The 25,296-nt window shown below is 61.1% G+C and carries 19 protein-coding genes and 2 tRNA genes; 8 read left to right on the forward strand and 13 right to left on the reverse strand.

From position 1 onward, the window contains the following. Nucleotides 1-37 precede the first annotated feature (37 nt). From purF to FDQ92_RS04110, 4 genes are all read left to right on the forward strand, one after another. Nucleotides 38-1,462: an amidophosphoribosyltransferase gene (gene purF / locus FDQ92_RS04100; protein WP_137423401.1), complete on the forward strand. Its 1,425-nt coding sequence runs from the start codon at nt 38-40 to the stop codon at nt 1,460-1,462. A gap of 346 nt (nt 1,463-1,808) precedes the next feature. Beyond that, nucleotides 1,809-2,876 (forward strand): KpsF/GutQ family sugar-phosphate isomerase, encoded by a 1,068-nt coding sequence (locus FDQ92_RS04105; protein WP_246041827.1) that lies wholly within the window; start codon nt 1,809-1,811, stop codon nt 2,874-2,876. 8 nt (nt 2,877-2,884) lie between these two features. After that, nucleotides 2,885-3,796, forward strand: coding sequence for a beta/alpha barrel domain-containing protein (locus FDQ92_RS15160; protein WP_170180177.1), 912 nt, complete (start codon nt 2,885-2,887; stop codon nt 3,794-3,796). After that, the gene (locus FDQ92_RS04110; RefSeq protein WP_170180178.1) at nt 3,796-5,637 is read left to right on the forward strand and encodes a M48 family metallopeptidase; all 1,842 of its coding nucleotides are present in this window, start codon (nt 3,796-3,798) and stop codon (nt 5,635-5,637) included. The genes FDQ92_RS15160 and FDQ92_RS04110 overlap by 1 nt, the downstream gene beginning before the upstream one ends. Nucleotides 5,638-6,054: 417 nt before the next feature. Here FDQ92_RS04110 and FDQ92_RS04115 read toward each other — a convergent pair whose 3' ends face one another. Together FDQ92_RS04115 and queD are read right to left on the reverse strand one after the other, a co-directional pair. Continuing rightward, complete coding sequence (locus FDQ92_RS04115; protein ID WP_170180179.1) at nt 6,055-7,254, reverse strand: DUF2333 family protein; 1,200 nt, start codon at nt 7,252-7,254, stop codon at nt 6,055-6,057. Between the two features lie 22 nt (nt 7,255-7,276). Further along, nucleotides 7,277-7,654 carry a 6-carboxytetrahydropterin synthase QueD gene (gene queD / locus FDQ92_RS04120; RefSeq protein WP_137423404.1) on the reverse strand — a complete coding sequence of 126 codons (378 nt, stop codon included), beginning with the start codon at nt 7,652-7,654 and terminating at the stop codon, nt 7,277-7,279. A gap of 223 nt (nt 7,655-7,877) precedes the next feature. On the opposite strand from queD, the gene FDQ92_RS04125 reads away from it, so the two are divergent. Together FDQ92_RS04125 and FDQ92_RS04130 are read left to right on the forward strand one after the other, a co-directional pair. Then, nucleotides 7,878-7,954: transfer RNA gene (locus tag FDQ92_RS04125), tRNA-Met, on the forward strand. Between the two features lie 225 nt (nt 7,955-8,179). Then, nucleotides 8,180-8,467, forward strand: coding sequence for an integration host factor subunit alpha (locus tag FDQ92_RS04130; protein ID WP_137423405.1), 288 nt, complete (start codon nt 8,180-8,182; stop codon nt 8,465-8,467). 54 nt (nt 8,468-8,521) lie between these two features. Here the strand turns inward: FDQ92_RS04130 and dnaA are convergent, their stop codons facing one another. Continuing rightward, nucleotides 8,522-9,880 carry a chromosomal replication initiator protein DnaA gene (gene dnaA, locus FDQ92_RS04135; protein ID WP_137423406.1) on the reverse strand — a complete coding sequence of 453 codons (1,359 nt, stop codon included), beginning with the start codon at nt 9,878-9,880 and terminating at the stop codon, nt 8,522-8,524. A gap of 694 nt (nt 9,881-10,574) precedes the next feature. Here dnaA and FDQ92_RS04140 point away from each other — a divergent pair. Both FDQ92_RS04140 and FDQ92_RS04145 read left to right on the forward strand, forming a co-directional pair. Beyond that, complete coding sequence (locus tag FDQ92_RS04140; RefSeq protein WP_137423407.1) at nt 10,575-11,186, forward strand: HDIG domain-containing metalloprotein; 612 nt, start codon at nt 10,575-10,577, stop codon at nt 11,184-11,186. Nucleotides 11,187-11,779: 593 nt separating this feature from the next. Continuing rightward, a complete protein-coding gene (locus tag FDQ92_RS04145; protein WP_137423408.1) occupies nt 11,780-12,739 on the forward strand; it encodes a D-alanine--D-alanine ligase family protein in 960 nt (319 codons plus the stop codon). Between the two features lie 24 nt (nt 12,740-12,763). Here the strand turns inward: FDQ92_RS04145 and FDQ92_RS04150 are convergent, their stop codons facing one another. The 10 genes from FDQ92_RS04150 to FDQ92_RS04195 form a co-directional block, all read right to left on the reverse strand. Then, a complete protein-coding gene (locus FDQ92_RS04150; RefSeq protein WP_246041828.1) occupies nt 12,764-13,390 on the reverse strand; it encodes a hypothetical protein in 627 nt (208 codons plus the stop codon). Between the two features lie 96 nt (nt 13,391-13,486). Then, nucleotides 13,487-13,562: transfer RNA gene (locus FDQ92_RS04155), tRNA-Phe, on the reverse strand. A 251-nt stretch (nt 13,563-13,813) separates the two neighbouring features. Beyond that, nucleotides 13,814-14,650 carry a hypothetical protein gene (locus FDQ92_RS04160; protein ID WP_137423409.1) on the reverse strand — a complete coding sequence of 279 codons (837 nt, stop codon included), beginning with the start codon at nt 14,648-14,650 and terminating at the stop codon, nt 13,814-13,816. Between the two features lie 69 nt (nt 14,651-14,719). Next, entirely contained in the window at nt 14,720-15,517 is a 798-nt protein-coding gene (locus tag FDQ92_RS04165; RefSeq protein WP_137423410.1) for an RsmE family RNA methyltransferase, read from the reverse strand. A 49-nt stretch (nt 15,518-15,566) separates the two neighbouring features. Further along, nucleotides 15,567-16,343, reverse strand: coding sequence for a prepilin peptidase (locus FDQ92_RS04170; protein WP_137423411.1), 777 nt, complete (start codon nt 16,341-16,343; stop codon nt 15,567-15,569). A gap of 423 nt (nt 16,344-16,766) precedes the next feature. Beyond that, a complete protein-coding gene (gene topA / locus FDQ92_RS04175) occupies nt 16,767-19,040 on the reverse strand; it encodes a type I DNA topoisomerase (protein WP_137423412.1) in 2,274 nt (757 codons plus the stop codon). Nucleotides 19,041-19,128: 88 nt separating this feature from the next. After that, nucleotides 19,129-20,265 (reverse strand): DNA-processing protein DprA, encoded by a 1,137-nt coding sequence (dprA, locus tag FDQ92_RS04180; RefSeq protein WP_211341365.1) that lies wholly within the window; start codon nt 20,263-20,265, stop codon nt 19,129-19,131. 214 nt (nt 20,266-20,479) lie between these two features. Next, nucleotides 20,480-22,798 (reverse strand): molybdopterin-dependent oxidoreductase, encoded by a 2,319-nt coding sequence (locus tag FDQ92_RS04185; protein WP_170180180.1) that lies wholly within the window; start codon nt 22,796-22,798, stop codon nt 20,480-20,482. A 117-nt stretch (nt 22,799-22,915) separates the two neighbouring features. Beyond that, nucleotides 22,916-23,791 (reverse strand): (2Fe-2S) ferredoxin domain-containing protein, encoded by an 876-nt coding sequence (locus FDQ92_RS04190; RefSeq protein WP_137423414.1) that lies wholly within the window; start codon nt 23,789-23,791, stop codon nt 22,916-22,918. A 70-nt stretch (nt 23,792-23,861) separates the two neighbouring features. Then, nucleotides 23,862-25,283, reverse strand: a complete 1,422-nt coding sequence (locus FDQ92_RS04195) for an NADH-quinone oxidoreductase subunit N (protein WP_137423415.1) — start codon at nt 25,281-25,283, stop codon at nt 23,862-23,864. Between the last annotated feature and the right edge of the window lie 13 nt (nt 25,284-25,296).

Genomic DNA, 25,296 nt, shown 5'->3' on the forward strand with positions numbered 1-25,296 from the left:
TTCGGGCTCCACCAACTGCAACGCGTCGGAACCCTCCATGACATATCCAGACATCGGTCATTTCGTTCCGCGCCGGCGTGAAGAATGCGGCATCTTCGGCATCCACGGACATCCTGAGGCGGCCAAACTCACGTATTTCGGCTTGTACGCCTTGCAGCACCGGGGCCAGGAAAGCGCCGGAATCAGTGTGTCCGACGGCTGCCAAGTCCGCGATTACAAGCACATGGGGCTGGTTTCGGAAGTCTTCAAGGAAGAAATCCTGAAGCAGCTCAAGGGCCACCTGGCCATCGGGCACGTGCGCTATTCCACCACGGGCTCCTCACTCATCGCCAACGCTCAGCCCTTCGTGGTCATGCACGGCGGCGAATACTACGCCATCGCGCACAACGGGAACCTGGTGAACGCCTGGAACCTGCGAAACGAACTGGAAAGGCGCGGCAGCATCTTTCAGTCCACCATGGACACCGAGGTGATCGTGCACCTCATGGCCATGAACCTGGGCTATGGCTTTGAAGAGGCCCTGGTAAAGGCCTTGGGGCGGGTGCGCGGCGCCTACTCCATCGTCATGTGTTCCAGGAACAAGCTGATCGGGGCCCGGGACCCCAAGGGCTTCCGGCCGCTGTGCATCGGGCGCCTCAACGATTCCTATGTATTGGCGTCGGAAACCTGCGCCTTGGACTTGATCGAAGCCGCCTACGTGCGCGACGTGGAACCCGGAGAAATCGTCGTCATCGACGAACACGGTCTTCGCTCCATGAAGCCCTTTCCCGTCTCGCGGCCGGCCTACTGCATTTTCGAGTTCATTTACTTTGCGCGCCCGGACAGCAGCATCTTCGGCCAGAACGTGTACCTCTTCCGCAAACGGCTCGGGCGGCTCATGGCCGGCGAAAACGCACTCACCGCCGACATCACCATGCCGTTTCCCGATTCGGGAAACTACGCGGCACTCGGGTTTGCGGAAGCTTCCAACATCCCTCTGGAAATGGGCATTATCCGGAATCATTACGTGGGGCGCACCTTCATCCAGCCCACTCAGGCCATGCGGGACTTCGGGGTGCGGATCAAGCTGAACCCCGTAAGAGAACTGCTCAACGGAAAACGGGTCATCATCGTAGAAGATTCCATCATACGGGGAACCACCACCCGGACCCGCATCAATACGATCCGGGACGCCGGCGCAAAAGAAGTTCACATGGTGGTGAGCTGCCCGCCGCACCGGCATCCGTGCCCGTACGGCATCGATTTTTCCACCAAGGGCGAATTGATCGCCGCGAATCACTCGGTGGAACAGATCCGGGACTTCATCGGACTGGATTCACTCCATTACCTGAGCCTCGAAGGACTCCTGAAGGCGGCCGGGACAACCACCCGCAACCACAATTTTTGTTTGGCCTGCCTTACGGGAGACTATCCGGTACCTCTGGAAGAAGTGGTGCGCAAAGACTGTTTCGAAACGTTTTGAGAGCTTCCAAGAACCTGGGAGCGCGGGCGTCCCGCCCGCAGTGGTGGTGCGCAAAGACTGTTTCGAAACATTTTGGTAGCGTTCAAAAGTGGAGACCTTAATCAAAAAGGTTAACTAAGGTCAAAAAATCCCCCTCTCCCTTGATGGGAGAGGGTTGGGGTGAGGGTGAGAAAATTTACGCATGTCAATCAGTTACATTCCCCTCCCCTTAATCCCCTCCCACAAGGGGAGGGGAAATAGAATTTGGCATCAAATATTAGGTCTATTATTTTCTACGCTACTAACATTTTAAGAGCTTCTCTAGAGATGACATGCGGATTCCTGTGGGAGCGGTGCCCTCGCCGCGATGAACAAACCCCCTCGGGTGGCAACGGAAACCATGAAGATGGACAGCGCGCCGATGTTTTCACCGGAGCAAAGGAAGGAAGACCCCTCGCACCAGGAAGCCCTGCGCATCGCCCGAAACGTCCTCCAGATCGAGGCGGAAGGACTCCTCTACCTGGCGGAGCACCTGGATGAGCGCTTCGCCGAAGCCGTCGACTGGATTTACGGCACTCCGGGAAGGGTCATCGTCTCCGGCGTGGGAAAATCAGGTATCGTGGGCCGAAAGATCGTGGCCACATTGAGCAGCACCGGCACGCCGTCGCTCTTTTTGCATCCTGTGGAGGCCATGCACGGAGACCTTGGGATGGTCCGACGGGAAGACATCGTGCTGGCCCTGTCGAACAGCGGGGAAACCGATGAAGTGAACTTCATCCTTCCGAGCATCAGGGGGATAGGAGCGAGAATCATCGCTTTCACGGGAAACCTCGATTCCACCCTGGCTCGAACGAGCGACATCGCCATCTACACGGGTGTGCCCCGTGAGGCCTGCCCGCTGGGGCTGGCTCCAACGGCCAGTTCCACGGCCATGCTGGCCATGGGCGACGCCCTGGCCGTAGCTCTCATCAAGAAGCGCGACTTTCAGCCGAAGGATTTTCGCCGTTTTCATCCGGGGGGTCAGCTGGGGAAGCGCCTTCAGGTCAATGTCCGGGAAGTGATGCGCACAGGACCCGAGGTCCCCGCGGTGCACCGCAATACACCCCTTCAGGAGGCCGTGGAAGAAATCCACCGCAAACGGATGGGGGCCACCCTTGTCCTGGGCGGGGACGGAACCCTGGACGGTATCTTCACGGACGGAGACCTGCGCCGGGCCTTTCAGAACCTTCCCGACCTGCGCGGCCGAACGGTTGAGGAGGTCATGTCGCGGGACCCGCGATCCATGGGGCCGGACGGATCCGTAGCTGAAGCCCTGGAAGTGATGGAACGACACCTCATCACCGTGCTTCCCGTGGTGGACGGCAGGGGGCGCGTCCTGGGAATCCTTCACCTCCACGACCTTCTCGGAAAGGGACAGATCCGTTTCACTGCATAGGGGGCGCCGTGAACCAGAAGCGCGTGATGGGGCTCATCTGCCGCCTGTTCATACCCGACCCGCCGGAGCGGATGGACTGGAACGGTTTCCTTTCATGGATCTCCCCCCACGTGGATGGATTCCTCCTGGATCCCCCCTTCTGGAGCGACCGGCCCGGCCGCTGCGGCATGGAACCTTCCGATCTGGCCGCCGTCGCCGCTCTTGTCGATCGGCTGCCCCCCGAAAAGATCGTGCTTTGCCGGGTCACCGGGCGCGACCGACCCTCGACACGGTCCCTTCTCGAGGCCCTGGAAAAACTCACCCGTGACCGGCCGGTTCGAACCGGTCTTTTCTGGCTCGACCTTCCCCTCTACTACCACAGCAATCGCGGCCTGCCCGATCTTTACCGCGACTACGGGCGACTTTCCCCGGTTCCCTTCATGCTCGAAAACGACCCGGAACGCGTCCGAGCGGTCAAGTCCGTGGGACGGCACGTGAACCTTCGAACGTCGGTGCTCAAAACCCTGTCCCTGTTGCCCGGCATCGCGGGACTTATCCACCACGGAAACATCGACAGGGCCCTGAATTACGCCCGGGCCGTGGTCCGGAGGCGCGACTTCAGCCTGATGGACGGCGATGAGCGGCAGTTTCTCGAGTACCCCAGCACTTCCGGACTCGTTTCCATAGCCGCGAACGTTTTCCCCAGGCAATGGTCGGTTCTGGTGAAAAACCGCCTTTCGGGATCCACTCCCCTCAACCAGGCGGACATCCTGGAAATAGTCTATCAGATGAAACACGCCCTCGAAGTCGTCCTCGAAAACCCGGCGGCGAACCTTTCCCATCTGCTGCAACGAAGGGGCTTCCTCGAAGGGCCCGAACCAGCCCACGGCGACCGGGCGGAGCGACTCGACGCTCTCCTGGCCGCGCACCTCAAAGATTGATGTACGGGCAACTGCTCACCTTCATCGTGGCGCTGCTCCTGTTCACCATTCAGGAGCCTGGAACGGAGGCCATACGCCCTCCGATCCAGACGCTCTCGTTCGTTCTGGCCGTGTTCGCGCTCTTCGTCCTGGTCTGCCACCTGGCCTTCAAACCTCTCAACCGGGCGCTGGAACGGGGCGTCTCCCTTGCCTGGGCGTCCGTGCTTTACCATCGCGTGCAGATGAGGCTATCGGTCACCGCGCTGGGAGCCCTGGCCCTGGATGTCTACGTCTTCAACATCAAGGCGTATTTCCAATCCATTCCAGGCTTCGGCAGGTCTTTCACGCTGACCGGCCTGATCGGCCTGGGACTGTATCTGCTGCACCTCGCCGTGGTCTGGTTCTGGGCCCACCCCGCCCATGAAAAGATCCACGGCGCCACAACGCGGCGGGGCGCCTTCATCAAAGACCATCTGTCTTTTCACAGCGCGCTCCTCATCCCCTGGCTGCTCATCGCCCTTCTTTCCGACGCGCTTCAGTTCGTCCGCCTGCCCGACCTCCTGCTTTCGGAAATCGGCCAGATCCTCTTTTTCGGACTGGCCTTCAGCCTGTTCCTTTGCTTCGCGCCCTGGCTGGTAGTCCGGTTATGGGGCTGCGAACCGCTCCCCCCGTCCCCGGTGCTCGACGAACTGAAGCGGTTCTGTGCATGCCACCGGTTCAACATCGGGGACTTCCTCCTGTGGCCCCTGTACGGAGGCGACCACCTGACGGCCGCGGTCATGGGGGTGCTCCCCCGCCTGCGCTACATCCTTGTGACCCGGGGGCTCCTCCGGCTCCTTTCCGTTGACGAACTGAAGGCGGTGGCGGCTCACGAAATGGGCCACGTCCGGCACTACCACGCCTTCTTCTACTTGGTCCTCTTCCTTTGCTACGCGTACCTTTCCTCTTCGTACCACGACATCATCCTGCTGCTGCTCCTGAAACAGGAACCCGTTCTCCAATGGGTCCTTTCGTCGGAATCTTCCGGCCAGAGCCTTTTCTCCCTCGTCTACAGCGTTCCCGTCATAGCCATGATGGTGGTTTATTTTCGGTATTGCTTCGGTTTTTTCCTCCGAAACAGCGAACGCCAGGCGGACCTCCACGCCATGAGGCTCATCGGCCACCCCTTCACCCTCATCACGTCCCTTCAAAAAATCGCGATCGAAAGCGGCCACATCGAAGACCTGCCCAGCTGGCATCATTTCAGTATCCGCGAACGGATCGAATTTCTGTCCGCAGCCTACGAAAACCCGGAACTCGTTCGACGCCACAATCGGAAGCTCTTCGGCACGGCGGCGGTTTTCATCACCGCAGTGACCCTCATCGCCTCACTGGGAAACGGTATTCGGGAGTCCGAAACGGTTCAGAGCTGGCGTCACGAAGTGCAGCTTCGAGTCCTCGAACACCAATTGAACCTGCAGCCCGGCAGTCCGGAACTGTACATGGCCTACAGCGGGATGCTCATCGAAGAGAAGCGGTTCGACCAGGCCCGCATCATTCTCGAACGGGCCATGGAAAAGGAACCCGAGCATCCCGGAGTCTTGAACAACCTCGCGTGGCTTTACGCAACCGCTCCACCACCCCTATTCGACCCCCAAAGAGCCCTTCAGCTGGCCCTCAAGGCGGCCACGCTGAAGCCCGAACCCTACATCCTCGACACCCTGGCCGAATGCTATTACGTGAACGGCCTCTACCGGGAGGCCCTTGTGGCCATTCGCCACGCCATCAGCCAGAAACCCGAAAAGATGGACTATTACCTGAAACAGGAAAAGAAATTCAGGAAAGCCTTGGAAGATTCCAGGCGGGAAAGAAGCCGGGGCTGAGCCCACACCGCTTCGGCACGCCCCGTTTCCCGGAGACCGGCCGCAGCGGCGGCGGGTACCACCTTGTTCCCAAGCTCCAGATTGGGAACGAGGGGAAAATTCTATTTCCCCTCCCCTTGTGGGAGGGGATTAAGGGGAGGGGGGGAGAGGGGGATTTTGCACCTTGTTCCCAAGTTCCAGCCTGCGAACACAACTGTGCAGAAGCTCCAGCTTCGATTCCCATGAGGAGAGGAAGCCGGAGCCTCCCGGGCAGGCCGTTCCCAAGCCGGAGCTTGGGAACGAGAGGGAAGCCGGAGCCTCCCGGGCAGGCCGTTCCCAAGCCGGAGCTTGGGAACGAGAGGGATTGAGGCCGTTCCCAAGATCCAGCTTGGGAACGAAGGAACAAGGGCGGATCAGCGGCGGGTGCCGAAGGATCGATCAGAAGCGGCTCAAGATGCCGAAAAGGTGCGCCACTTCCGAAAGCGGAGCGTTAAGGTTGGCCCGATGATTGGCCAGAAATCCATCCAGATCGCCGTCCAAGATGATCCACGGATCCATTTCTTCGGCACGATGGAGCTCGTGGAGGATTTCATCCATGATGTCGACGGCGTCCAGAGTAATCAGCTGATCCTTGTAACCGACGCGGACGACCTTCATGATTTCGTAAAGCACGTGGGCCACGCCCTTGGCGTAATAGAAGTAGTCGTCCACCTCGAAAAAGCTCACCTTGGAGCCGTCCGCGTGGGTGCCGATGATGAGCGTCTTGTTCACATTGCCCAGCAGATCGTTGTAGGTTCGGATGAGCGAAAGCAGGTTGTCCACACGGTAGTAGAAAAACCGCTGGCCGTTCTGCAGCTTGGCCTGAAAATTTTCCAGGTGCTTCACCGCTTCGCTGTAGGAACTCTCCGCGGACGGGAACCAAAAGAGCGTCGCCTTGTTCATGAAAAGATTCAGCGCGCTCTCGAGATCCTTGTCGTAGCTGTCCGCTTCGCCCATGCGCGTCAGGCTGTCCTTGAGGCGCAGCGTGGTGAAACGCATGGCTTCCAGCACTCCCAATTGGTAGTTGTTGACGTTGTCCGTGAAGCGGCCCAGGATCAAATCGTTGGGGCGCCAGCCGAGAAAGCGCTCGTCCAGCTCATAGCGCATGAGCTGGATCATGGTCTCCACGAAGGTCACGCCCGGAATGTCGGAAATCTGCGGCAGCACCACCCCGTGCGCCTCGTGCTCGCCCACATGAATCCCCGGAGCTTCCAGGGGCAAAGCTTCTCCCGGAGGCGCCGTGGGGATAGACTCGGTTTCGCCGGGCATTCCGTGAGTGGGCGGTGCCGTCGCGCTCGGCTCGCGGCCCCCCTCGATGGGAACCCCGCCGCGCGGAACCGCCGACTGGGGCCTTACCCCATCATGTACCGGCGCGGCCGCACCGTGGTCGCTAGGAACGGAAGGACCCTGCCCGGAGGAGGAACCCTGGGCCGTCTGTCCGGGTTGGAGGCTATGGCGCTGCAGCGCCCAGCAGGATCCGGCCGCGGTTCCCAGCATGACGGCGAGCACGCACGCCAGGAAAAATCCTCCACGGATCGATTTCGATGCGCGGAGCAATTCCGCAACGAGAGTGCCGGCCGGTGCCCTTCGAACGCCCATACCCCACTCCTTCCGTTCCCGCCTATCGGCGATCATTCCAGTAGGTGGCACACGCATCTTTGGATTCCCATGCCGAAACACAGTACACCCACCGATGGTCATTGTTGATCCTTTCGGAGAGTCCCTCGAAGAGATGTTCGGCGATGTTTTCCGAAGATGGATTTCTTTCCTTGAACGCCGGCAGATCGTTCAGGTACCGGTGATCCAGGCCGCCGAGGATCTCGCGGGTGATTTGCTTGACCACGCCGAAGTCAATGAGCATCCCGCTCTCATCCAGGCAACTCCCCCTGACCACCACTTCGACTTTCCAGTTGTGACCGTGAAGGTTCTCGCATTTTCCGCGGAAATGCCTCAAATGGTGCGCCGCTGAGAACTCGCTGATGATTTTCACCTCATACATGGGGGCAACCGGCAACTCCTGTCAGCTGTTTCGAAGAATCCCGCCCGGCGATTGCTGTTCCGGGGGCGGGAGGCGGGAATCGTTTGGAGAAGAGCCCTTTGCATCCGTGGATTAAAGCCATTTAACTGAAAGCGCGGTCCCTTGTCAATCGCCTTGCCGGCAGCGCCCCAGGGATTTTTCGATTGACACCCACCACCGAATCCTTTAGGTTTTCGCATTCACCGGCGGTGTAGCTCAGTTGGTCAGAGCATGCGGCTCATATCCGCAGAGTCCGGGGTTCGAAGCCCTGCACCGCCACCAAATCCGAAACCGAAATGGGATTTCCGCGCCCGGGGAAATCCCATTTTTTTGTTGAAAAACAGAGCATTATCGATTATCTGTGCCGGTGGCGGGGATGAGAGCGGCTGTGGCGGCGAAGCCGACCAAGGCCTTCGATCGCCGCCGGATCCAGAAAAGGGCCGTCCATGCTTCAGGCTCTTCCCGGAAAGCTTCGAGGTCAACCAAGGAAAAGGAAAGGACGCGGTCATGACCCTGACCAAGGCTCACATCGTGGAAAAGCTCTTTGCGGAAAACCTGTTCACCAAGGCCGAGTCAGCGCAGATCGTGGAAACCCTCTTTGAAATAGTCAAGCAGACCCTGGAAAACGGGGAAGATGTTCTGATCAGTGGTTTCGGCAAGTTCAGCGTGAAGGAAAAAAACCAGCGGAGGGGCAGGAACCCGCAGACGGGAGAGCCCATCCTGTTGGCGCCCCGCCGGGTGGTGACGTTCAAGTGTTCCGGCGTCTTGCGGGACAAGATCAACGCCGGCGACTGAACCCGGGGCATCCGCGGCGGGCGCGCCGGCCGGCTCCAAGTGCCCCTTTCGCTTCTATGGGAACAGGCAGCCCGTCTCCAGTCTTCTACTGATGTAGTCCACCTGCCGCTTCAGGGAAGCGTTCTTTCCGTCCAGTTCCTGCTGCATCCGCCTGACCGCATACAGCACCGTGCTGTGGCTTCGGCCGAAAGCCCGGGCAATACTCGCCAACGATTCCGACGTGTACTGCCGGCAAAGGTACATGGCCACGTGCCGGGCTTGGGACAGTTGCTTGCCGCGCGCCCGTGAACGCAGATCGTTCGGCGTGACGCCGAAGGTGGAACACACCGTTTGCACAATATTTTCCATGCCGAGATTGGGGAGGCTGTCCAAGAGCGCCTGGCTCACTTCCTGAGCCAGCGCCAGAGATATGGGGACGCCCAGGATATTGCTCTTTGCCATCACGCCGATGAGGCAACTCTCCAGCTGCCTCACGTCGGAGGTCACCTGGTCGGCGAGGAACTCCGCCACTTCAGCCGGCAGTTTCACATTTTCGTACGCCGCCTTCTTTCTGACGATCGCCACCCGCGTGTGAAAGTCCGGCGGCTCGATGGGAGCCACCAGAACGCCGCTCAAACGGGATCTCAATTCCGAATTGAGCTTGGGGATGTCCTTCGGGGATGCGTTTCCGGTGCAGACGATCTTCTTTCCGCGGTCCAGGAGTTCATCCAGGGTGTATACCAGTTCGTCCTGGATCTTGCGCTTCCCGCTGAAAAACTCGATTTTTTCGAGAAGGAGAACGTCGCAGTTTTCCCGGTACTTGCGCTTGAAACCTTCGATTCGATCCTGCTTGAGCGCCCCGATCATTTCGTTGGCGAACTGCTCGGAGGTCACATAATGGACCCGGGTGCCGGACCGTTCCGAAAAGAACAGGTTTCCCACCGCATGGGCCAGATGACTCTTTCCCAGCCCCGGATTCGCCACCAGGTAGATGGACTGGTTGAAAAAGGGCTGATCGCCGGCGATGGCACGGCACGTGGCATAGGCGAACTGGTTGCTCTGGCCCACCACGAACTGGTCGAAGGTAAAGCGCGGGTTGAAGAGCGGCCTGTGCTCCGGCGCCACGTCCGCGAAAGAAATCTGCCGGGGCCCCAAATCCGTCTCCGGCTCCGCCTCTTCCACCTGCAAGGGGTCCGAAGCGATGATCTTGTAGCGGATTCCGCGAACTTCGGGAAACCGAGCGGCGGCGGCCTGGAGCAGCCGGTCGTGAATTTTCCCACGAACCCATTCCACGTGCAGCCAGTTCTTGCAGCCCAAAACGAGCTGGTCGTCGTCGCAGCCCAAACAGTCGAGCGTCGAAACCCAAAGATCGTACTGGCCTCTGGAAAGCCCCGATTTCAGTTCCTCTTTGATCTGCTGCCATTCCTGGACCATACTGAAGCCTCACCTCTCGGAACAACAACGTGGTTTGGCCCCCTATCGAACCCGCAGAGCGCAACGGATCCTCGGGTGCTCAGGGGAAGGGAAATCCGGATGGTTTGCGAGCGCGCTCCGGGTCGCCGTCGCAACGTCACTCATGCTTCCAAAGGTCGATGTAAGGATCAGAACGAGGCTGTGGTTCGGCTTGTGCCACTTTCCAGAATGAAGCCCCCAGTCGCACAATATCCTTGAAGTTGACCCCTGAATACCGTCGGGCCGCTCCGCCGTCAAAGGCGATTTCGGCAGTTTCTCTACGGTGCCGAAACGAAAGGGAAGCTTCGATTTTGCGTGCAATGCACGGATGTTATGGACGCTCTTCACCTAACTACTTGACCCTGACTGATTTTTGGATGGCGGCCTTTTCGCGCAAAGTTCAACCTCTTAGAGGAGGTTGCGGGAACGCGCCGCCGATTCGTGCCGGCGGGAACTCCTCCTTTCTCTTCTTTTCGCAGGAATTCGTCGGACAGACCCACGGGCGCCCCTAACGCTCCGGGGCAAGACACTTTCCGGATGACTTTCACAATGTTAGCTGTTGAGCGCTCGCGGACCTCGACGCCCGGACTTCGGACGCCCTCTTGAACTCAGCGCCTGTTTCTGCGACTATGAGCCGAATTGGGCAAATGACGCCCGGACTCGCGGGGAAAAAATCATGCGTATTCCGTCTCGAAGCGAATGCCTGGAACTGATGGAGGCAGTCGAACTCCCGCAGAACATTCGAAGGCACAGCATCCTGGTGGCCGACGCCGCCTGCCGGTTGGCCCGGCTCGCGTCCCGGAGCCACCCGCGGCTGAACCTGCCGCTGATCGAAGCCGGGGGGCTCCTCCACGATATCGCCAAGGGGATCTGCCTCGCCCAAAAGTGCAACCACGCCAGCGTCGGCGCTGCATTGGTGAGGCAATGGGGGTTTCACGCCGTCGCCCCCATAGTGGAACAACACATTTCGCTGACGGAAGAAGATATCCGCGGCCCCGTCACGGAATCGCTCATCGTGAACTATGCGGACAAGCGGGTGAGACACGACCAGTACGTGACGCTCGAGGAACGCTTCGAAGACTTGATCGATCGCTACGGGCGGACCAGCGCGCAAAAGGACCTGCTGCGGCAACGGCTTTGCCTTTACCGCGAGTTGGAGCGCACCCTCTTTCGCGGCCTCCCCGTGGAACCCGACTTCCTCTTCACAACGCTCCCGGAAGCCTTCGAGGCGGCCTGCGGCCCGCCGTCCTCCGACCTTGGAAAGGGGAGTCCAAAAACAAACTCGTGAAGGTCGGGCCCCGATGAGGTTCCTTGTTCCTGTAGGAGCGGGCTTGGCCGCGACCGAAATCCCTGTAGGAGCGGCCTTCGCCGCGATTCGCAAAAGAGGCGGTGCCCCGTTGACCCTGATCGCCGGCAAGCCGGCTCCTACGGGGGGCCGCCCGGTCTTCCGTTTCGCCTCGTTGCCAAGCTCTGGCTTGGAAACGGCATCATGGGAATCGAAGCTGGAGCTTCTGCACACTTGTGTTCCCAAGCTGGAGCTTGGGAACAAGGTGGAAGGTACAGCTTGGGAACAAGGTCAAAAAATCCCCCTCTCCCTTGATGGGAGAGGGTTGGGGTGAGGGTGAGAAAATTAACGTATGTCAATCGATTACATTCCCCCTCCCCTTAATCCCTTCCCACAAGGGGAGGGGAAATAGAATTTTCGCCTCGTTGCCAAGCTCTGGCTTGGAAACGGCATCATGGGAATCGAAGCTGGAGCTTCTGCACACTTGTGTTCCCAAGCTGGAGCTTGGGAACAAGGTGGAAGGTACAGCTTGGGAACAAGGTCGAAGGGGTGGGCCTGACCGGAAAAGGGATTCCCGCAACAAGGAACGGAGCAACATGGAAAAGAAGAGAAAGCTGTGCGTGGCGCTCCTGGCGGGCGGCAAGTCGGCGGAACGGGACGTATCGCTCAGCAGCGGCGACCAGGTGTTTTCGGCGCTGGACAAGGCCCGTTACGATATCCGCCGGTACGATCCCCGCGACGACCTGGTACGACTGGCCCGGGAGGCTTCGGACATCGATGTGGCCCTTGTCCTCCTCCACGGCCGGCTGGGGGAAGACGGCACCATTCAGGGCTTTCTGGAATCCCTGGGCATTCCCTACCAGGGAAGCGGCGTGCTGGGCAGCGCCCTGGCCATGAACAAGATCATGAGCAAAGCGCTGTACCAGCAAGCGGGGCTTCCCGTTGCCGATTACGTGATCGCCGACGAGGCATCGGGCCCGGACGCCGCCTACACGTTTGCCCGAAAGTCGGGATATCCGGTGGTGGTCAAACCGGAGCACGAAGGATCCAGCATCGGCCTCAGCATAGCCCGTTCGGAAGACGCCCTGGAAGGCGCCCTGACCACGGCCTGGCGTTACGATCGCCGCTGCCTGGTCGAGCGATACATCAAGGGAACGGAAATCACCGGCGGCGTGTTGGGCAACGACCGACTGGAGGCCCTCCCCCTGGTCGAAATCATCCCGGGGGAAGCCTTCGAGTTCTTCGACCACGAGGCGAAGTACACGCCGGGGGCGACTCGGGAGATCTGCCCGGCACGGCTGTCCGCCGAAATCACGCAAATCGCCCAGGACTACGCGCGGCGCGCGCATCAGGCCCTCTGCTGCCGGGGCTACAGCCGGACCGACATGATCGCGACCGAAAGCGGCGCCGTTTACGTCCTTGAGACCAACACCATCCCCGGCATGACCCGCACGAGCCTCTTTCCGCAGGCCGCCGCCGCCGCCGGGCTGACCTTCTCGGCCCTTTTGGACCGCCTCATCGAGCTGGCCCTGGAGCACTGGGGCCGAAGACCCTAGTCGGGTCGATTCATTCCCTTGGCATCATTGGGGCTCGGCCCTGGTGAACCGGCCGCGGGGAGCTCCCACGTTGTCGAAGGCCGAATTGAAGTTCCGGTACAGGCTGTGGTAATCGGGTATGCGGTGCCACTTCTTGATGTAGCCTTCGGGCAGTTCGTCCACGATTGCGATATCGTCCCACTGGCGCGGGTTCGGGAAGGCATAGTAAGGCAGGTCTTCGGGGACGCCCTTCACGAAAATCACTTGGGGGGTCACCCATTCGAGATAAGCCAGGTAAAGGCGGTGCATGCCGTCGTTGATGAGGTTCACGGTTCGCCCGTTGGCCTCGCGGGATTCCTCCACGACCGGCGGCAGGACATCCATGGGCCCGTCCGCTCCCCGCAGCCACACCTTCACATACCCGTTCAAGCGGAAGAGGTCGTGGCCGAAGTGCGTCAATGCCCACTTCAACCACCGCACCTTCTGGAGCTCCTGGACGAGCACGTAGCGTTGGGCCGGATGGAGATCGCTCGTGGGTATTTCCTTCAGCGAGACATCCGCCTGGCGGTAGACCAGGATTTCGGGGCGCTTGAGCAATGTGACGTGCCGCATCCGCGCACACAATTCCTCCGGCGGGAAATGCTCGACCTTTTGGATGCGCGGTTCCATCATGCGGGCTGCACTCCATAAAAGCAAAGCCCGCGGGTAGCGGGCTTCGCTCGGAGTTCGGGGCTTTTGGCCCCGAAGACGCATTGAAGGATAACATGGTGGTGGCGAGGCCCAGAATCGAACTGGGGACACGAGGATTTTCAGTCCACTGCTCTACCGACTGAGCTACCTCGCCGAAAAACGAAGCGAACGTTATCCAATCGCCCGGTTGTTGTCAAGGGTTTTCTCCCCGGCCCTTCGGCGCCGAAGCGGGCGTATCTTCAAGCCCGCCCGTCCGGGGCTCCCTCGAAAGGCGGGTGTGGCGCACCGTCATTCTTTCCTCTCGTTCCCAAGCTCCAGCTTGGGAACGAGAGGAAAAAATCAGTCACCGCGATCTCATCGCGGCGAGGGCGCCGCTCCCACAATGGCGCACCACCTCCTGACCGGTCATTCTTTGGGGTCGCGTTCCGCTTCCTCCAGATCGTCGCCCAGTTCCAGAACCAGGCCCTCCAGGTCCTCTTCACTCAGTTCCAGCTCGATGGCCTCCGCCGCATCGGCCGAAGCCTCTTCCGCCTCCTCTTCCGGAATCACCTCCAGAACTTCATTGACATCCAGCCATTCCAGTTCGTCGTCTTCGGTAAGCACCAGGGAATCCTCGTCCAGGTCGAGCTCGACGGCCTCCCCGGCCTCTTCCGCGGACCCCGCCTGCGTGTCCGTTTCACCGCTCGGTTCATCAATCTGGACGATCAGCTCGTCCACGGCTTCCAGTTCCTCACGCAGTGAATCCAGTGCCGTTTCGTCCAGTTCCAAGGCAAGTGGTTCCGCCTCGTCCGCCTTTTCTCCCATCGCCGGTCCGGCCGACTCGGCCGAAGGCGGCGTCTCTTCCCTGGCGGGTCTCAAACTCTCCTTTTTCGCCGGCTTGACTCCTTGCCGAGAAAGGGCGACGTCCCCCGGTACGGTTCCGTCCCTGGAAACACCCTTACCAGAAGGCCCCTCGTCTTCCTCGTCGATCAACTCCAGGGTCAGCTCTTCCGTCTCCGGGGAATCCAGGCTGAGCATATCGATGCTTTCGATCACGTCGGCCTGTGCTTCGACGGCAGCCGGTTCATGTTCTCCAGACCCGGTGGACTCGCGCCCATCCAACAGGGCACCGAGCAGAAACGGGACCGACGGTTCCATGGCCGGCAGGTTGAGGCTCTCACGGGCGTCAGAAAGATTGGTCCCGCACTTCTTGCACTCGGAAAGATGATCGAAACTCGTGTAACCGCACTTGATGCACTTCATGATGGCATACCCCTCAAGGCGACATCTTCGCAGTCCTTGCCGACCCGGTGATACTCCTCCTCGATACGCCTACGACCGCCTGAACCGTTCCACGTCCCGTCGGCTGCGATCGACCAGGTCCCCCCAAAGCATCTGCGCTGCGGCCAAAAAGACGGTCGCCGCCGTTTCCACTCTGAGGATCCGTGGTCCCAGTCCGACCTCGTGGAACCCGGCCGCTCGAAACAATCCGGCTTCTTCATCGCTCCAGCCGCCTTCCGGCCCTACCGCCAGAACCAGCGCCGAAATCGACCGAAACCGGTTCCAGGTTTCCAGAAGATCCCGGGCGGCGCGCTTTTCCAGGGCCACGAGCTTGAGCGATTCGGTGGCGTTTCCCAGGGTTTCCAACCAGGTCTCCAAGCGGTCGTGAAGCTGCAGTTCGGGCAGCCAGTTCCAGCCGCACTGGCATAGAGCTTCTTCCGCGATCCGTTTCCACCGATCCAACCGCCTGCGGCCTCTCGAGGCATCCAGCGCGTACTGGCTGCGGGCCGCTCGAAAGAAGTCCACGCGGGCTGCGCCCAGTTCCACAGCCTGCCGCACAGCGAGATCGAGCCGGTCGGACTTGGCATACGCCAGTGCCAGGGTGATGGGAACAAAGCCTTCCCGCCTTTCGAAGACGGCCCGGCCCAGGGTCAAACCGACTTCGGAAGCTCCCACCCACGCGAGGATCGCCTCGCGGGCGCCGCCGCGGCCGTCCTGCAGGATCACCGAGTCCCCGGCCCGCAACCGCATCACCCGTGCCATATGATGGGCCGCCGGACCTCGAACAACGGTTTCGGAACCCGGTTCCCCGGACGGCAACGGCTCAACGAAAAACCTTTTCCCGGTCATGAGGCCTCCGCTGAACCGCGGCTTCACCGAGGGCTCGGGAGCGACCCGCTCAAAAACGCCCCCAGTACCAGCCCACCAAGGCTTCCCCGCCGAGCACGTAGCCGAGGGCACCCAGGGCCAGGAACGGACCGAACGGAACCCTGGCCTCCATGCCCTGGCGGGTCTTGAGCATCACCGCCACACCCGCCAGCGCCCCCGCGACGGACGCCGCAAAAAGGGTGAAAACCACTCCCGTCCAGCCGATGAAGGCCCCGATCATGGCGAGAAGCTTGATATCCCCGCCTCCCATACCGTCCTGGTGACGGATCACCCGGTAGGCCCAGGCCACCAGGTAGAGGATTCCCCCGCCGAAGAGGATGCCGATCAGGGAATCCGACCAGCTCAGATGAGGGCTGACCAGAGAACCCAGGAACCCCACGGCGATCCCGGTGAGCGACAGCACGTCCGGAATCAGGTAGGTGTCCAGGTCGATGAACGCAATCACGATCAGGGCATACACGAACACCAAAAGAACCACGAACGGGACACCCCATCCCTGCGACAGGAAGAGTGCCAGCGTAACCAGGCCGGTCAGCCCTTCGACCACCGGATATCGCACGGAGATGGGTGACTTGCAACGGCGGCAGCGTCCCCGCAGCCAAAGCCAGCTGAGAATCGGAACATTGTCGTAAAAGGCGACGGCATGGCCGCAGGAAGGACACCGCGACCCCGGCTTCACCAGGGACTCCTCACGCGGCAGGCGATGGATCGCCACATTGAAAAAGCTCCCCATGCAGCACCCGAAGAGGAAAACCGCCACATTCGTGAAAACCCCGGGATCGTTCATCGATCTCTTCTTTCCATCCCCTTCATTCTTTCGCCCGGTGTTCCGTCATGGCGCCGGCGCGATTTCCCGTTATCGGTAGGAGCGGGCTTGCCCGCGACCCGTAAAACCGGCAACGCCCCGTTGACCCGGATCGCCGGCAAGCCGGCTCCTACACGGGATCCGCCTGGTGTTCCGTCATGGCGCCGGCGCGATTCCCCTCGTTCCCAAGCTCCAGCTTGGGAACGCCCTGCCCGGGAAGCTCCAGCTTCCCTCCTGCTAGAGCTGAAACGCGCTGTCTTCCTATGGATCTCGCCAGGATCTCGAAGTGGTCTTCCCCCTCGTTCCCAAGCTCCAGCTTGGGAACGGGCTCACCGAAGCTGCAGCTTCTGCACAGTTGTGTTCCCAAGCTGGAGCTTGGGAACAAGAAGCAAAAGATCTGCACCTTCATTCTTTCGCCTGGTAGCCGCAGCCGGGACGCGGGCAGATCCACTTTTTGCCTTCTTTCTTGGTGTTCTTTTCGATCATGACGGGCGACCCGCATTGAGGACAGGTCCTCCGGACCGGAAGATCCCAGAACACCATCTTGCACTCCGGGTACTTGTTGCATCCGAAAAACTTCCGCCCCTTCTTGCTCATCCGTTCGACGAGCTCGCCTTCGCAGCCTTCCCGCGGACATGGTATCCCCGTACTCACCGGCCGCGTGTTCTTGCACTCGGGATAGCCGCTGCAGGCCAGGAATTCACCGTAGCGGCCGCGCCGCACGACCATGGGCCGACCGCACTTGTCGCACACCTCCCCGGATACCGTGTCTTCCAGGAGTCTCACCCCGCCCTTTTCGTCCCGCTCGTAGTTGGAACTGAACGTGCACTCGGGGTATCCGCTGCAGGTGACGAACGGCCCGTTGCGACTGAATTTGATGAGCAGCGGGCGCCCGCATCGCGGGCAATCCAAGCCGGTGACCAACCCCTCGGTCCTCAGGTTCTGCATCTTGGAGGCCGCAGCCGCCAGCGTCTTGCTGAACCTGTCGTAGAACTCCACGAGCAGCTGCTGAGACGGGTGCCGTCCCTGTTCCACCTCGTCCAGGTTCTTTTCCATCCTGGCCGTAAAATCCACATCGACCACTTCGGAAAAATGCTTCACCAAAAGATCATTGATGATGAGTCCCAGTTCTGTGGGATGAAGCCTCTGCCGCGCCAGCGAAACGTACTGCCGGTCGATGATGGTGGAAAGGATGGCCGCATAGGTGCTCGGCCGCCCCACCCCGCGCTCCTCCAGCTCCTTGATCAGAGTCGCTTCCGTAAAGCGGGGCGGCGGCTGGGTGAAGTGCTGCTTCGGCAGCAACTCCAGCAGGTCCACGGCCTGGCCCACCTGGAGTTCAGGAAGGATCGCCTCCCCTTCCTTTTCTTCTCCATCGTCGTCCCGGCCTTCCACGTAAAGCACCATGAAACCCGGAAACTCGATGATGGACCCGGTCACCCGGAAGATAAAGTCGCCTCCCGAGATGTCGATGGTGGTCTGGGCCAGCTGCGCGGAAGCCATTTGGCAGGCCACGAAGCGGCTCCAGATCAGCGAATAGAGCGCCAACTGCTCCTTGGGGAGGAACGGAGCCACAGCTTCCGGAGTGCGCCGCACGTCCGTGGGCCGAATGGCCTCGTGAGCGTCCTGGGCGCTGCCCTTGGCCTTGTAGATCACGGGATTCCCGGGCAGGTAGCGGCTCCCCCAGCGTTCGCCGATGTATTCACGGGCCGCGTTCACCGCTTCCTCCGAAAGCCGCGTGGAATCGGTCCTCATGTAGGTGATGAGTCCCACCGCGCCCTCGTCGCCCAGTTCCACGCCTTCATACAGCCGCTGCGCGATACTCATGGTGCGTTTCGCGGTGAAACGGAGCTTCCGGGCCGCCTCCTGCTGCAGGGTGCTCGTGATGAAAGGAGGCGCCGGCTTTCGAAGGCGCTTCTTCCGTTCGACCGACGCAACCTGGTACGAGAGCCCCTTGAGGATCTCGACAAGAGCGCGTGTCTCCTCTTCGTTTCCCAGTTCGCACTTCTTTCTGCGGCACCTCCACAGGCGCGCTTCGAAGGGTTTCGGCTCCCCCTTCTCCCCCTCGACCGTTTCCTTTTCCTGCGCCGCCATGCGCGCCGTAACGGTCCAGTATTCTTCGGGGACGAAGCGCTGGATTTCTCTTTCGCGTTCACAGACCAGTCGCAGGGCCACCGATTGCACCCGCCCTGCGCTCAGCCCCCGCTTCACTTTTTCCCACAGGAGCGGGGAAATCAGATATCCCACCAGGCGGTCGAGGATGCGCCTGGCCTGCTGCGCGTCGTACAAGGATCGGTTGAGAGGCTCCGGCTTCTTCAGCGCCTCCTGGATCGCCTTGTGGGTCAGTTCGTAGAAGAGCACCCGGTGGACCGGCTTGTGGCCTGTGTCCAATTCTTCGGCGATGTGCCAGGCGATGGCTTCCCCTTCGCGGTCCGGGTCCGGGCCCAGGTAGATGGCATCGGCTTTCTCAGCGGCGTCTTTCAGTTCCTTGAGCACCTTCTTCTTACCGCGGATGACCTGGTATTCCGGCCGAAACTGGTTTTCGATATCGATGCCCAGCTTGGTTTCCGGCAAATCCTTCACATGACCCACGGAGGCCTTGACCACGAAGTTCTTGCCCAGATACCGGTTGAGTGTCCGGGCTTTCGTAGGACTTTCAACGATCAGCAGCGACTTGCTCATCCAACCCTCGCAAAACGTTTTTCTCCATATAATCAGTCGGCACCCACCCCGGAACACTTAAAACCGGTTCCCCAGGATCCACAGGCATTCAGGGGCGGACAAAGTACTTGCCGGGAAGCTGCCGCACAAGCCCCTTCAGTTCGAGCGACAGCAAAAGAGCGGTCACTCTGGCCGCCGGCCACTGCAGCCTGCGACAGATCTGGTCGATCTGAAGCGGCTGCTCGTCCAGACAGCCAAGCACTGTCGTCTCCTCGGATGTCACATCACACGGCCCGCCGGACGGAGTATCGGCCGGCGTCGGCGCCGACGCCGGGAGGTCCGGACCGCCCCGCCGAACCAGATGCGGGCGGAGCTCTTCGAGGATGTCTTCCGCGCATTCCACCAATTTCGCACCTTCCCGGAGCAACCGGTGAGGTCCGGCGCTTCGCCGGTTTCTCGCCGTCCCGGGAACGGCGAAGACCTCCCGCCCCTGCTCCAGGGCCGCTCGTGCCGTGATGAGCGATCCGCTTCGTTGGGCGGCTTCCACCACGACCACCCCCAGGGCCAGGCCGCTGATGATCCGGTTCCGTTGCGGGAAATGGCCGGCCAGGGGAGGCGTTCCCAGGGGGAACTCGGTCATGACGGCACCAGACGCCACGATGTTTTCCTTCAGCGTACGGTTGGCCTGCGGGTAACCCACGTCCAGCCCGCATCCCAGAACCCCCAGCGTCCTTCCCCTCGCGTTGAGGGCCCCGCGGTGAGCAGCGGCGTCGATGCCCACCGCCAGGCCGCTCACCACCGTCACCCCATACCCGGCCAGTTCCCGGCAAAGCCGCTCAGTGAACGCCATCCCAACCGCCGACGCGGCCCGGGAACCCACCACCGCCACCGCCACCAGGTCTCGCGGTTCCAACTTGCCTCTGACGAAGAGCACCGCCGGCGGATCAGCTATCTCCTTGAGATTGGCCGGATAACTTTCATCGCCGAGGCAGATCAGCTCGGCCCCCATGGCCTGCAGATCCTCCCATTCTCTCTCGGGAGGTCGGCTGACCTCACCCCGAGCCAGAGCCTGCTTGGCTCGCTCTTGAATGCCGCTGATCCCGTCCAGCTGCACCCGGGAAGCCTTCACGGCGGCCACCGGCGAACCGAACCGCCGGATCAGTCGGAGGATGGACCGGTTGCCCAATCCCGGGGTGAGCTTCAACCGGAGCCAGGCCAGACGATCCTCGTGACTGGTGTTCCCCAACACTATTCTCCCGAAGGCGTCAAGCCGAATTGCATCGAGACGGCGGAAGGCCGGACCCACCGCCGGGCTTTTCCACCCGGCGGCTCCCCTGGATTTCACGGCTGGGATGATAACTACAAGCGGCTCGATCTTTTGTCAAAAACGAAAAAAGGGACCCCCTTTCCGGAGGTCCCCGGCCCGACGTCTCGGCAGGCGCCTTGCGGGCGCCGGCCGCCTAACAGCGTGCGGCGAAGAACTTGAAAACCGGTTTCTCTCCATTGGGAACCGCCAGGCGTACGAGCCCTTCCCCTTCGCTCGAAACGGGCCATTGCACGCCTTCCACAGGAATCGCTTCCCACGACAGGGCGCCGAAATCCCTGTGCAACTGAACACCTTCTCCAAAGGCCGCCGCCGGCCCGGCCACCGCCAGCGACGCGTCGAATGCCCCCAAAAGGGCGTTGAGCAGTTCGAAATCCGTTCGTGCATCACCCGGAGGATCTATGACCTTCGAAAGTCTCTGCACCCGCCGCTCGCAGTTGACCGCCGTACCGTCCTTTTCCACGAAGGCGGCGCCCGGGAGGACCACGTGGGCGTAATTCAGCGCCTTCGTCGCGACACAGTCCTGGACGACCAGGCACTGGAGCTTGGAGAGGGCGCTTTCAACGCTTCGCGCCGGAAGCCCCAGGTCAAAGGGATCCACTCCCACCAGCAACAGGGCCTTGAGGCTGCCCTTTTCGGCGGCCTCGAACATCTCGGGCCAACTCAAACCGGCGTCCCCGGGAACCTCCACGCCCCAAAGATTGGAAGCCACCTTCCTGGCCGCCGCCTGGGTCACCGGCCGATAGCCCGGCAGGTACTTGGGCCATGCGCCGAAGTCCGCCGCTCCCTGAGCGTTTCCCGTAACGCCCATGGCCGCAAGCCCCGCACCCGGCGTACCAACCGCGCCCAGGAGGAGCTGCAGGCCTGCGCACATCCGGAAAAACGTCTCGTCGGCCGGTTCCCGGGACATGTCCCCGCCGTAGATAAGACAGGCGGGTTTTTTCGAAGCGTAGAGGCGGGCCGCGTCTTGGATGGCTTCCGTGGAAAGTCCCGTCTTCCCCGCCACATCTTCCAGTTCCACCTTTTCCACGCTTCGCACGAGCTTCTCGAAATCCTGGGTTCTTTCGGCAACGAAGGCTTCGTCGTAGAGTTTTTCGTCCAGGACCACCTTGATGAAGCCGCAAACGAGCGCCGCTTCGGACCCTTCGGAAACGGCCAGATGGAGGTCGGCGGTCTTGACGAGCCCTACGGGCTGAGGATGAGCGACGATCAGGCTCGCTCCTTCCCGCGCCGCCTTGCGCGCTCGGATCGCCGCGATCGCATGCCTTTCCAGCGTGTCGGACCCCAGAACCAGAATGGATTTCGCCTGCGCGATATCGTCCAAGGGATGGGTCATGGCTCCGAGACCCAGGCTCGACGAAAGGCCTTCATAGAGCGGAAGCTGCCAGGGGCCGCCCACGTTGTCCACACTGTTCGTTCCCAGCGCCGCCCGGGCGAGTTTCTGCGCGAGGTAGTATTCTTCGTTGGTGAGCATCCCGCCGGTGAGTACGGCGACCGCGGATCCGCCGCTTTCCTTGCAGACGGCCTTGAGTCTTCGCGCGGCGTCCTGCAACGCCTCGTCCACCGAAACGGGCTTGAGCTTTCCGTCGTCGCCGAGGATCTGTGCCGCCGTCAACCGGTCAGCCGAACTGATGAAATCGATATTGAACCGCCCCCGCTTGCACAGAGCGCCGCCACTGGCGGGTGATCGAAAATCGCCGCGAACCCGGACGATCTTTCCTTCATGGGTGTCGTAGCGCGCCAGGCAACCCATAGGGCACTGGAGACAGACCGTGCTGCCGCTTGCCAGCTGCCAGGCACGCACCTGGTAGCGGCCGGCCCGCCAACCGATGGCGTCCACGGGGCAGAAATCCGCACACATCCCGCACAACTCGCACCCGGCTTCCTCCAGCGGCAGATCGAAAGCCGTGGAAATCCTCTGGTTGAATCCGCGGCCCACCTTGGTCCAGACATCGGCGCCCTGGATCTCGTGGCACGCCCGGATACACCGCCTGCAAAGCACACACTTGTTCATGTCGATGTGCAGGTAAGGATTGGGGTCGGAATCCTCGGGGTACTTGTGCCGTTCGCCTTCAAACACCTCCGGCTTGACCCGGTACCGGTAGGCCAGATCCTGCAGCTCACATTCCCCCGCAGCCTGGCAGGTCATACATGCGTTGGGATGGTCGGACAGCAGAAGCTCCAGGATCGTCTTTCGCGCTTCCCGGACCTTTTCCGAGTCGGTCTCGATCACCATACCCTGGCGGACAGGGAAGACACAGGCCGCCACCAGCGTGGACCACCCTCGGCGCACCTCTTCCACCACGCAGACGCGGCACGCCTCCTCCAGCGGCAGGCAAGGATGGTAGCAGAGCGTGGGAATATAAACGCCCGCCAGCCGGGCCGCCTCCAGGATGGTGGATCCTTCTTCTACCTGCACTTCCTGGCCATTGATCTTCAACGTGATCTTCGCCATGACCCCTCTTCCCTCTCGAAAAACATTCACATGGGTTCGTGGTGCCGCTCGAACAAATGGCCGGCGCATGACCCGACGCACGCTTCAGCCCGGACCCCGCACCGCCTGGAACCTTCGTCACTTTCTTTTCTTCTTCGCCTTGGGCGCCATCCGCTCCCTGAAAGCCTTTTTTCTCTGGATGGCCACCAGTTCCTCGCACACACCCGCGGGGCAACGCTGATCTTCAATGTGCGCCAGGAACTCATCCTCGAAATACGTGACGGCACTCATGACCGGCCGCGTGCTCGCCATGGCGAATTCACAGTACGCCGCCTGGATCATGGCCTCACCCAGAACCCGGATCTGATTGAGGTCCTCGAGGGTGCCGTTTCCCACGACTATCCGATGTACGCTTTCCCACATGCGCTTCATCCCCAGCCGGCAGGGAACGCACTTGCCGCAGGACAATCCTTCCTCGAAATCCAGAAAATACCTGGCCACATCCACCATGCACACGTGGTCGTCGATGCCGGCCAAAAGCCCGGTTTCTCGCTCAAAGAGGATATCCGATCGATAGGATCGGTTCGGACTGATTGATAGAAAAGGAAACAAAAGCCGTCCCCGAACCAATGTCTCCCGGACCACCTCATCGGCCGCCTCCGGCGGCACACGCAGATAGAAGAACCCTTTCTGAGGGAACCCAATGAAGGGACCCGAAAGGCAGCGCCCACCACAGCCGGTCTTGGCATATCCAACTTCCACGGGCAACCCCGCCCGGTCGATGGACTCCACCAGCGCCTCCCGCAACGCTCCCGCATCGCAGGTGCATCCTTCCGTCGGCCGGCACACCGTGAGGCACGGCCGTTTGGCATCTGGATCGCAAAAGGGCCCGGCTTTCCGCTTCTTCGTCTCCTGAGGCGCCGCCCCCACCGGTCCAGACTCATCCTTCCTTCCGAACGGCGTCAGCCCCTTTCCCTTGATTTCCCGCGTCAGGTCTCTCAGACGTTCCAGCATGTCGTCATCCGTCTTTCTTTGAGCTTCGTCCGGGCCAGGTCCCGGAGGATCGTGCCGCCGCCCCCGGCGGCTACCGCAATGCCGCAGCCGCCGCTTCCGCCAGCAGCACGAACTTGTCGGGGAAGATGCCCACGTAGATCATGAGGATCACTAAGACGATGCTGAGCGACCGCGTCCAGCGGTCCACCCTCACCGGCCCGTATTCCCTCACGGGTTCCAGCAGATAGGCCGCCTTGATCACGATCAAGTAGTAGTACAGCGAAATCGTCGCGTTGATCATCGCGATGATGACCAGCAGCAGGTAACCCTTTTCCAAGGCGGCGGCGAACACGAAGAACTTTCCAGTGAACCCCACCGTGGGCGGAATGCCCGCCAGCCCAAAAAGACCCAGCATGAGCGTCATGGCAAGGAGGGGCGAGCGCTTGTGCAGCCCCGCCAGTTCCTTGATCTGCAGGTTGTGTCCGTCGTCGGCCACTTTCAGGATCACCATGAAGCAGGCGAAGTTCATGATGAGGTATGCCAGCGCGTAATAGACGGCGCTCGCGTACCCACGCGGAGTCATGGAAAGGATCCCCACCAGCATGTACCCGGCATGGGCGATGCTGGAATAGGCCAGCAGCCGCTTCACATCCTTCTGGATGATGGCCACCAGGTTTCCGAAGGTCATGGAAACGACGGAAAGCACCATGAGGAGCATGACGAAGGCTTCCGTCCCCTCCCCGGCGAACCCGATGAAACGGATCACCATGGCCGCAGCCGCTATCTTGGAGGTCGTAGCGATGTAGGTGGTCACCTGGTTGGCCGCGCCCTGGTAGACATCGGGAGCCCACATGTGGAACGGAAACAGGGCCTGTTTGAAGAAAAACCCGCCCAGGGCCAGCACCAGGCCGATAACCGCCGCCGGCTCATGAAACAGCCCGGGCAGTCTAGCCATGATTTCCGCCACGTAGGTGGTTCCGGTGATCCCGAACAGGTAACTGAAACCGAAAATCATGAAGGCCGACGCCGTGGATCCGATCATGAAATACTTCACACCCGTTTCCACGAACTCGTCCGCCCGGCGTCGCATGGGAACCAGCAGGTAAAGCGAATACGAAGACAACTCCAGCGCAATGTAGATGGTGAGCAGCTCCACCGCGCTCACCAGCATCATCATGGCCACCGTGCAGACGGCGAGCAGGAAGAAAAACTCCGCGTGCCGCCGGGCGTCGATCCCCTTCAGTTCACTGCAGACCACCACCACCCAGAACATTCCGAGGGCCAGAAAGATCTTGAACACCTGGCTGAACAGATCCACCCGGTACGAATCGAAGAAAAGGGTCCCTTCGCACCGGGCCGCCGCCACGGCGACCACGAGCCCCACCCCCGAAAGCACCACGGCCCACACGTACAGCCGCCTCACGTTCAGATGCCGCTGGATCGAGCACCAGAAAAAGACTCCCGCCATCAGCAAGTAATACAGCTCGGGGGTGAATAAGACCCATTTCATCATGACGATTCTTTCC

Source organism: Desulfoglaeba alkanexedens ALDC, assembly GCF_005377625.1.
GTDB classification, from domain to species: Bacteria; Desulfobacterota; Syntrophobacteria; order Syntrophobacterales; family DSM-9756; genus Desulfoglaeba; species Desulfoglaeba alkanexedens.

Coding starts and splice junctions, on each gene's coding strand:
- purF (WP_137423401.1), top strand. CDS start 38: ATGACATATCCAGACATCGGTCATTTCGTTCCGCGCCGGCGTGAAGAA.
- FDQ92_RS04105 (WP_246041827.1), top strand. CDS start 1,809: ATGAACAAACCCCCTCGGGTGGCAACGGAAACCATGAAGATGGACAGC.
- FDQ92_RS04110 (WP_170180178.1), top strand. CDS start 3,796: ATGTACGGGCAACTGCTCACCTTCATCGTGGCGCTGCTCCTGTTCACC.
- FDQ92_RS04115 (WP_170180179.1), bottom strand. CDS start 7,254: ATGGGCGTTCGAAGGGCACCGGCCGGCACTCTCGTTGCGGAATTGCTC.
- queD (WP_137423404.1), bottom strand. CDS start 7,654: ATGTATGAGGTGAAAATCATCAGCGAGTTCTCAGCGGCGCACCATTTG.
- FDQ92_RS04130 (WP_137423405.1), top strand. CDS start 8,180: ATGACCCTGACCAAGGCTCACATCGTGGAAAAGCTCTTTGCGGAAAAC.
- dnaA (WP_137423406.1), bottom strand. CDS start 9,880: ATGGTCCAGGAATGGCAGCAGATCAAAGAGGAACTGAAATCGGGGCTT.
- FDQ92_RS04140 (WP_137423407.1), top strand. CDS start 10,575: ATGCGTATTCCGTCTCGAAGCGAATGCCTGGAACTGATGGAGGCAGTC.
- FDQ92_RS04145 (WP_137423408.1), top strand. CDS start 11,780: ATGGAAAAGAAGAGAAAGCTGTGCGTGGCGCTCCTGGCGGGCGGCAAG.
- FDQ92_RS04150 (WP_246041828.1), bottom strand. CDS start 13,390: ATGATGGAACCGCGCATCCAAAAGGTCGAGCATTTCCCGCCGGAGGAA.
- FDQ92_RS04160 (WP_137423409.1), bottom strand. CDS start 14,650: ATGAAGTGCATCAAGTGCGGTTACACGAGTTTCGATCATCTTTCCGAG.
- FDQ92_RS04165 (WP_137423410.1), bottom strand. CDS start 15,517: ATGACCGGGAAAAGGTTTTTCGTTGAGCCGTTGCCGTCCGGGGAACCG.
- FDQ92_RS04170 (WP_137423411.1), bottom strand. CDS start 16,343: ATGAACGATCCCGGGGTTTTCACGAATGTGGCGGTTTTCCTCTTCGGG.
- topA (WP_137423412.1), bottom strand. CDS start 19,040: ATGAGCAAGTCGCTGCTGATCGTTGAAAGTCCTACGAAAGCCCGGACA.
- FDQ92_RS04185 (WP_170180180.1), bottom strand. CDS start 22,798: ATGGCGAAGATCACGTTGAAGATCAATGGCCAGGAAGTGCAGGTAGAA.
- FDQ92_RS04190 (WP_137423414.1), bottom strand. CDS start 23,791: ATGCTGGAACGTCTGAGAGACCTGACGCGGGAAATCAAGGGAAAGGGG.
- FDQ92_RS04195 (WP_137423415.1), bottom strand. CDS start 25,283: ATGATGAAATGGGTCTTATTCACCCCCGAGCTGTATTACTTGCTGATG.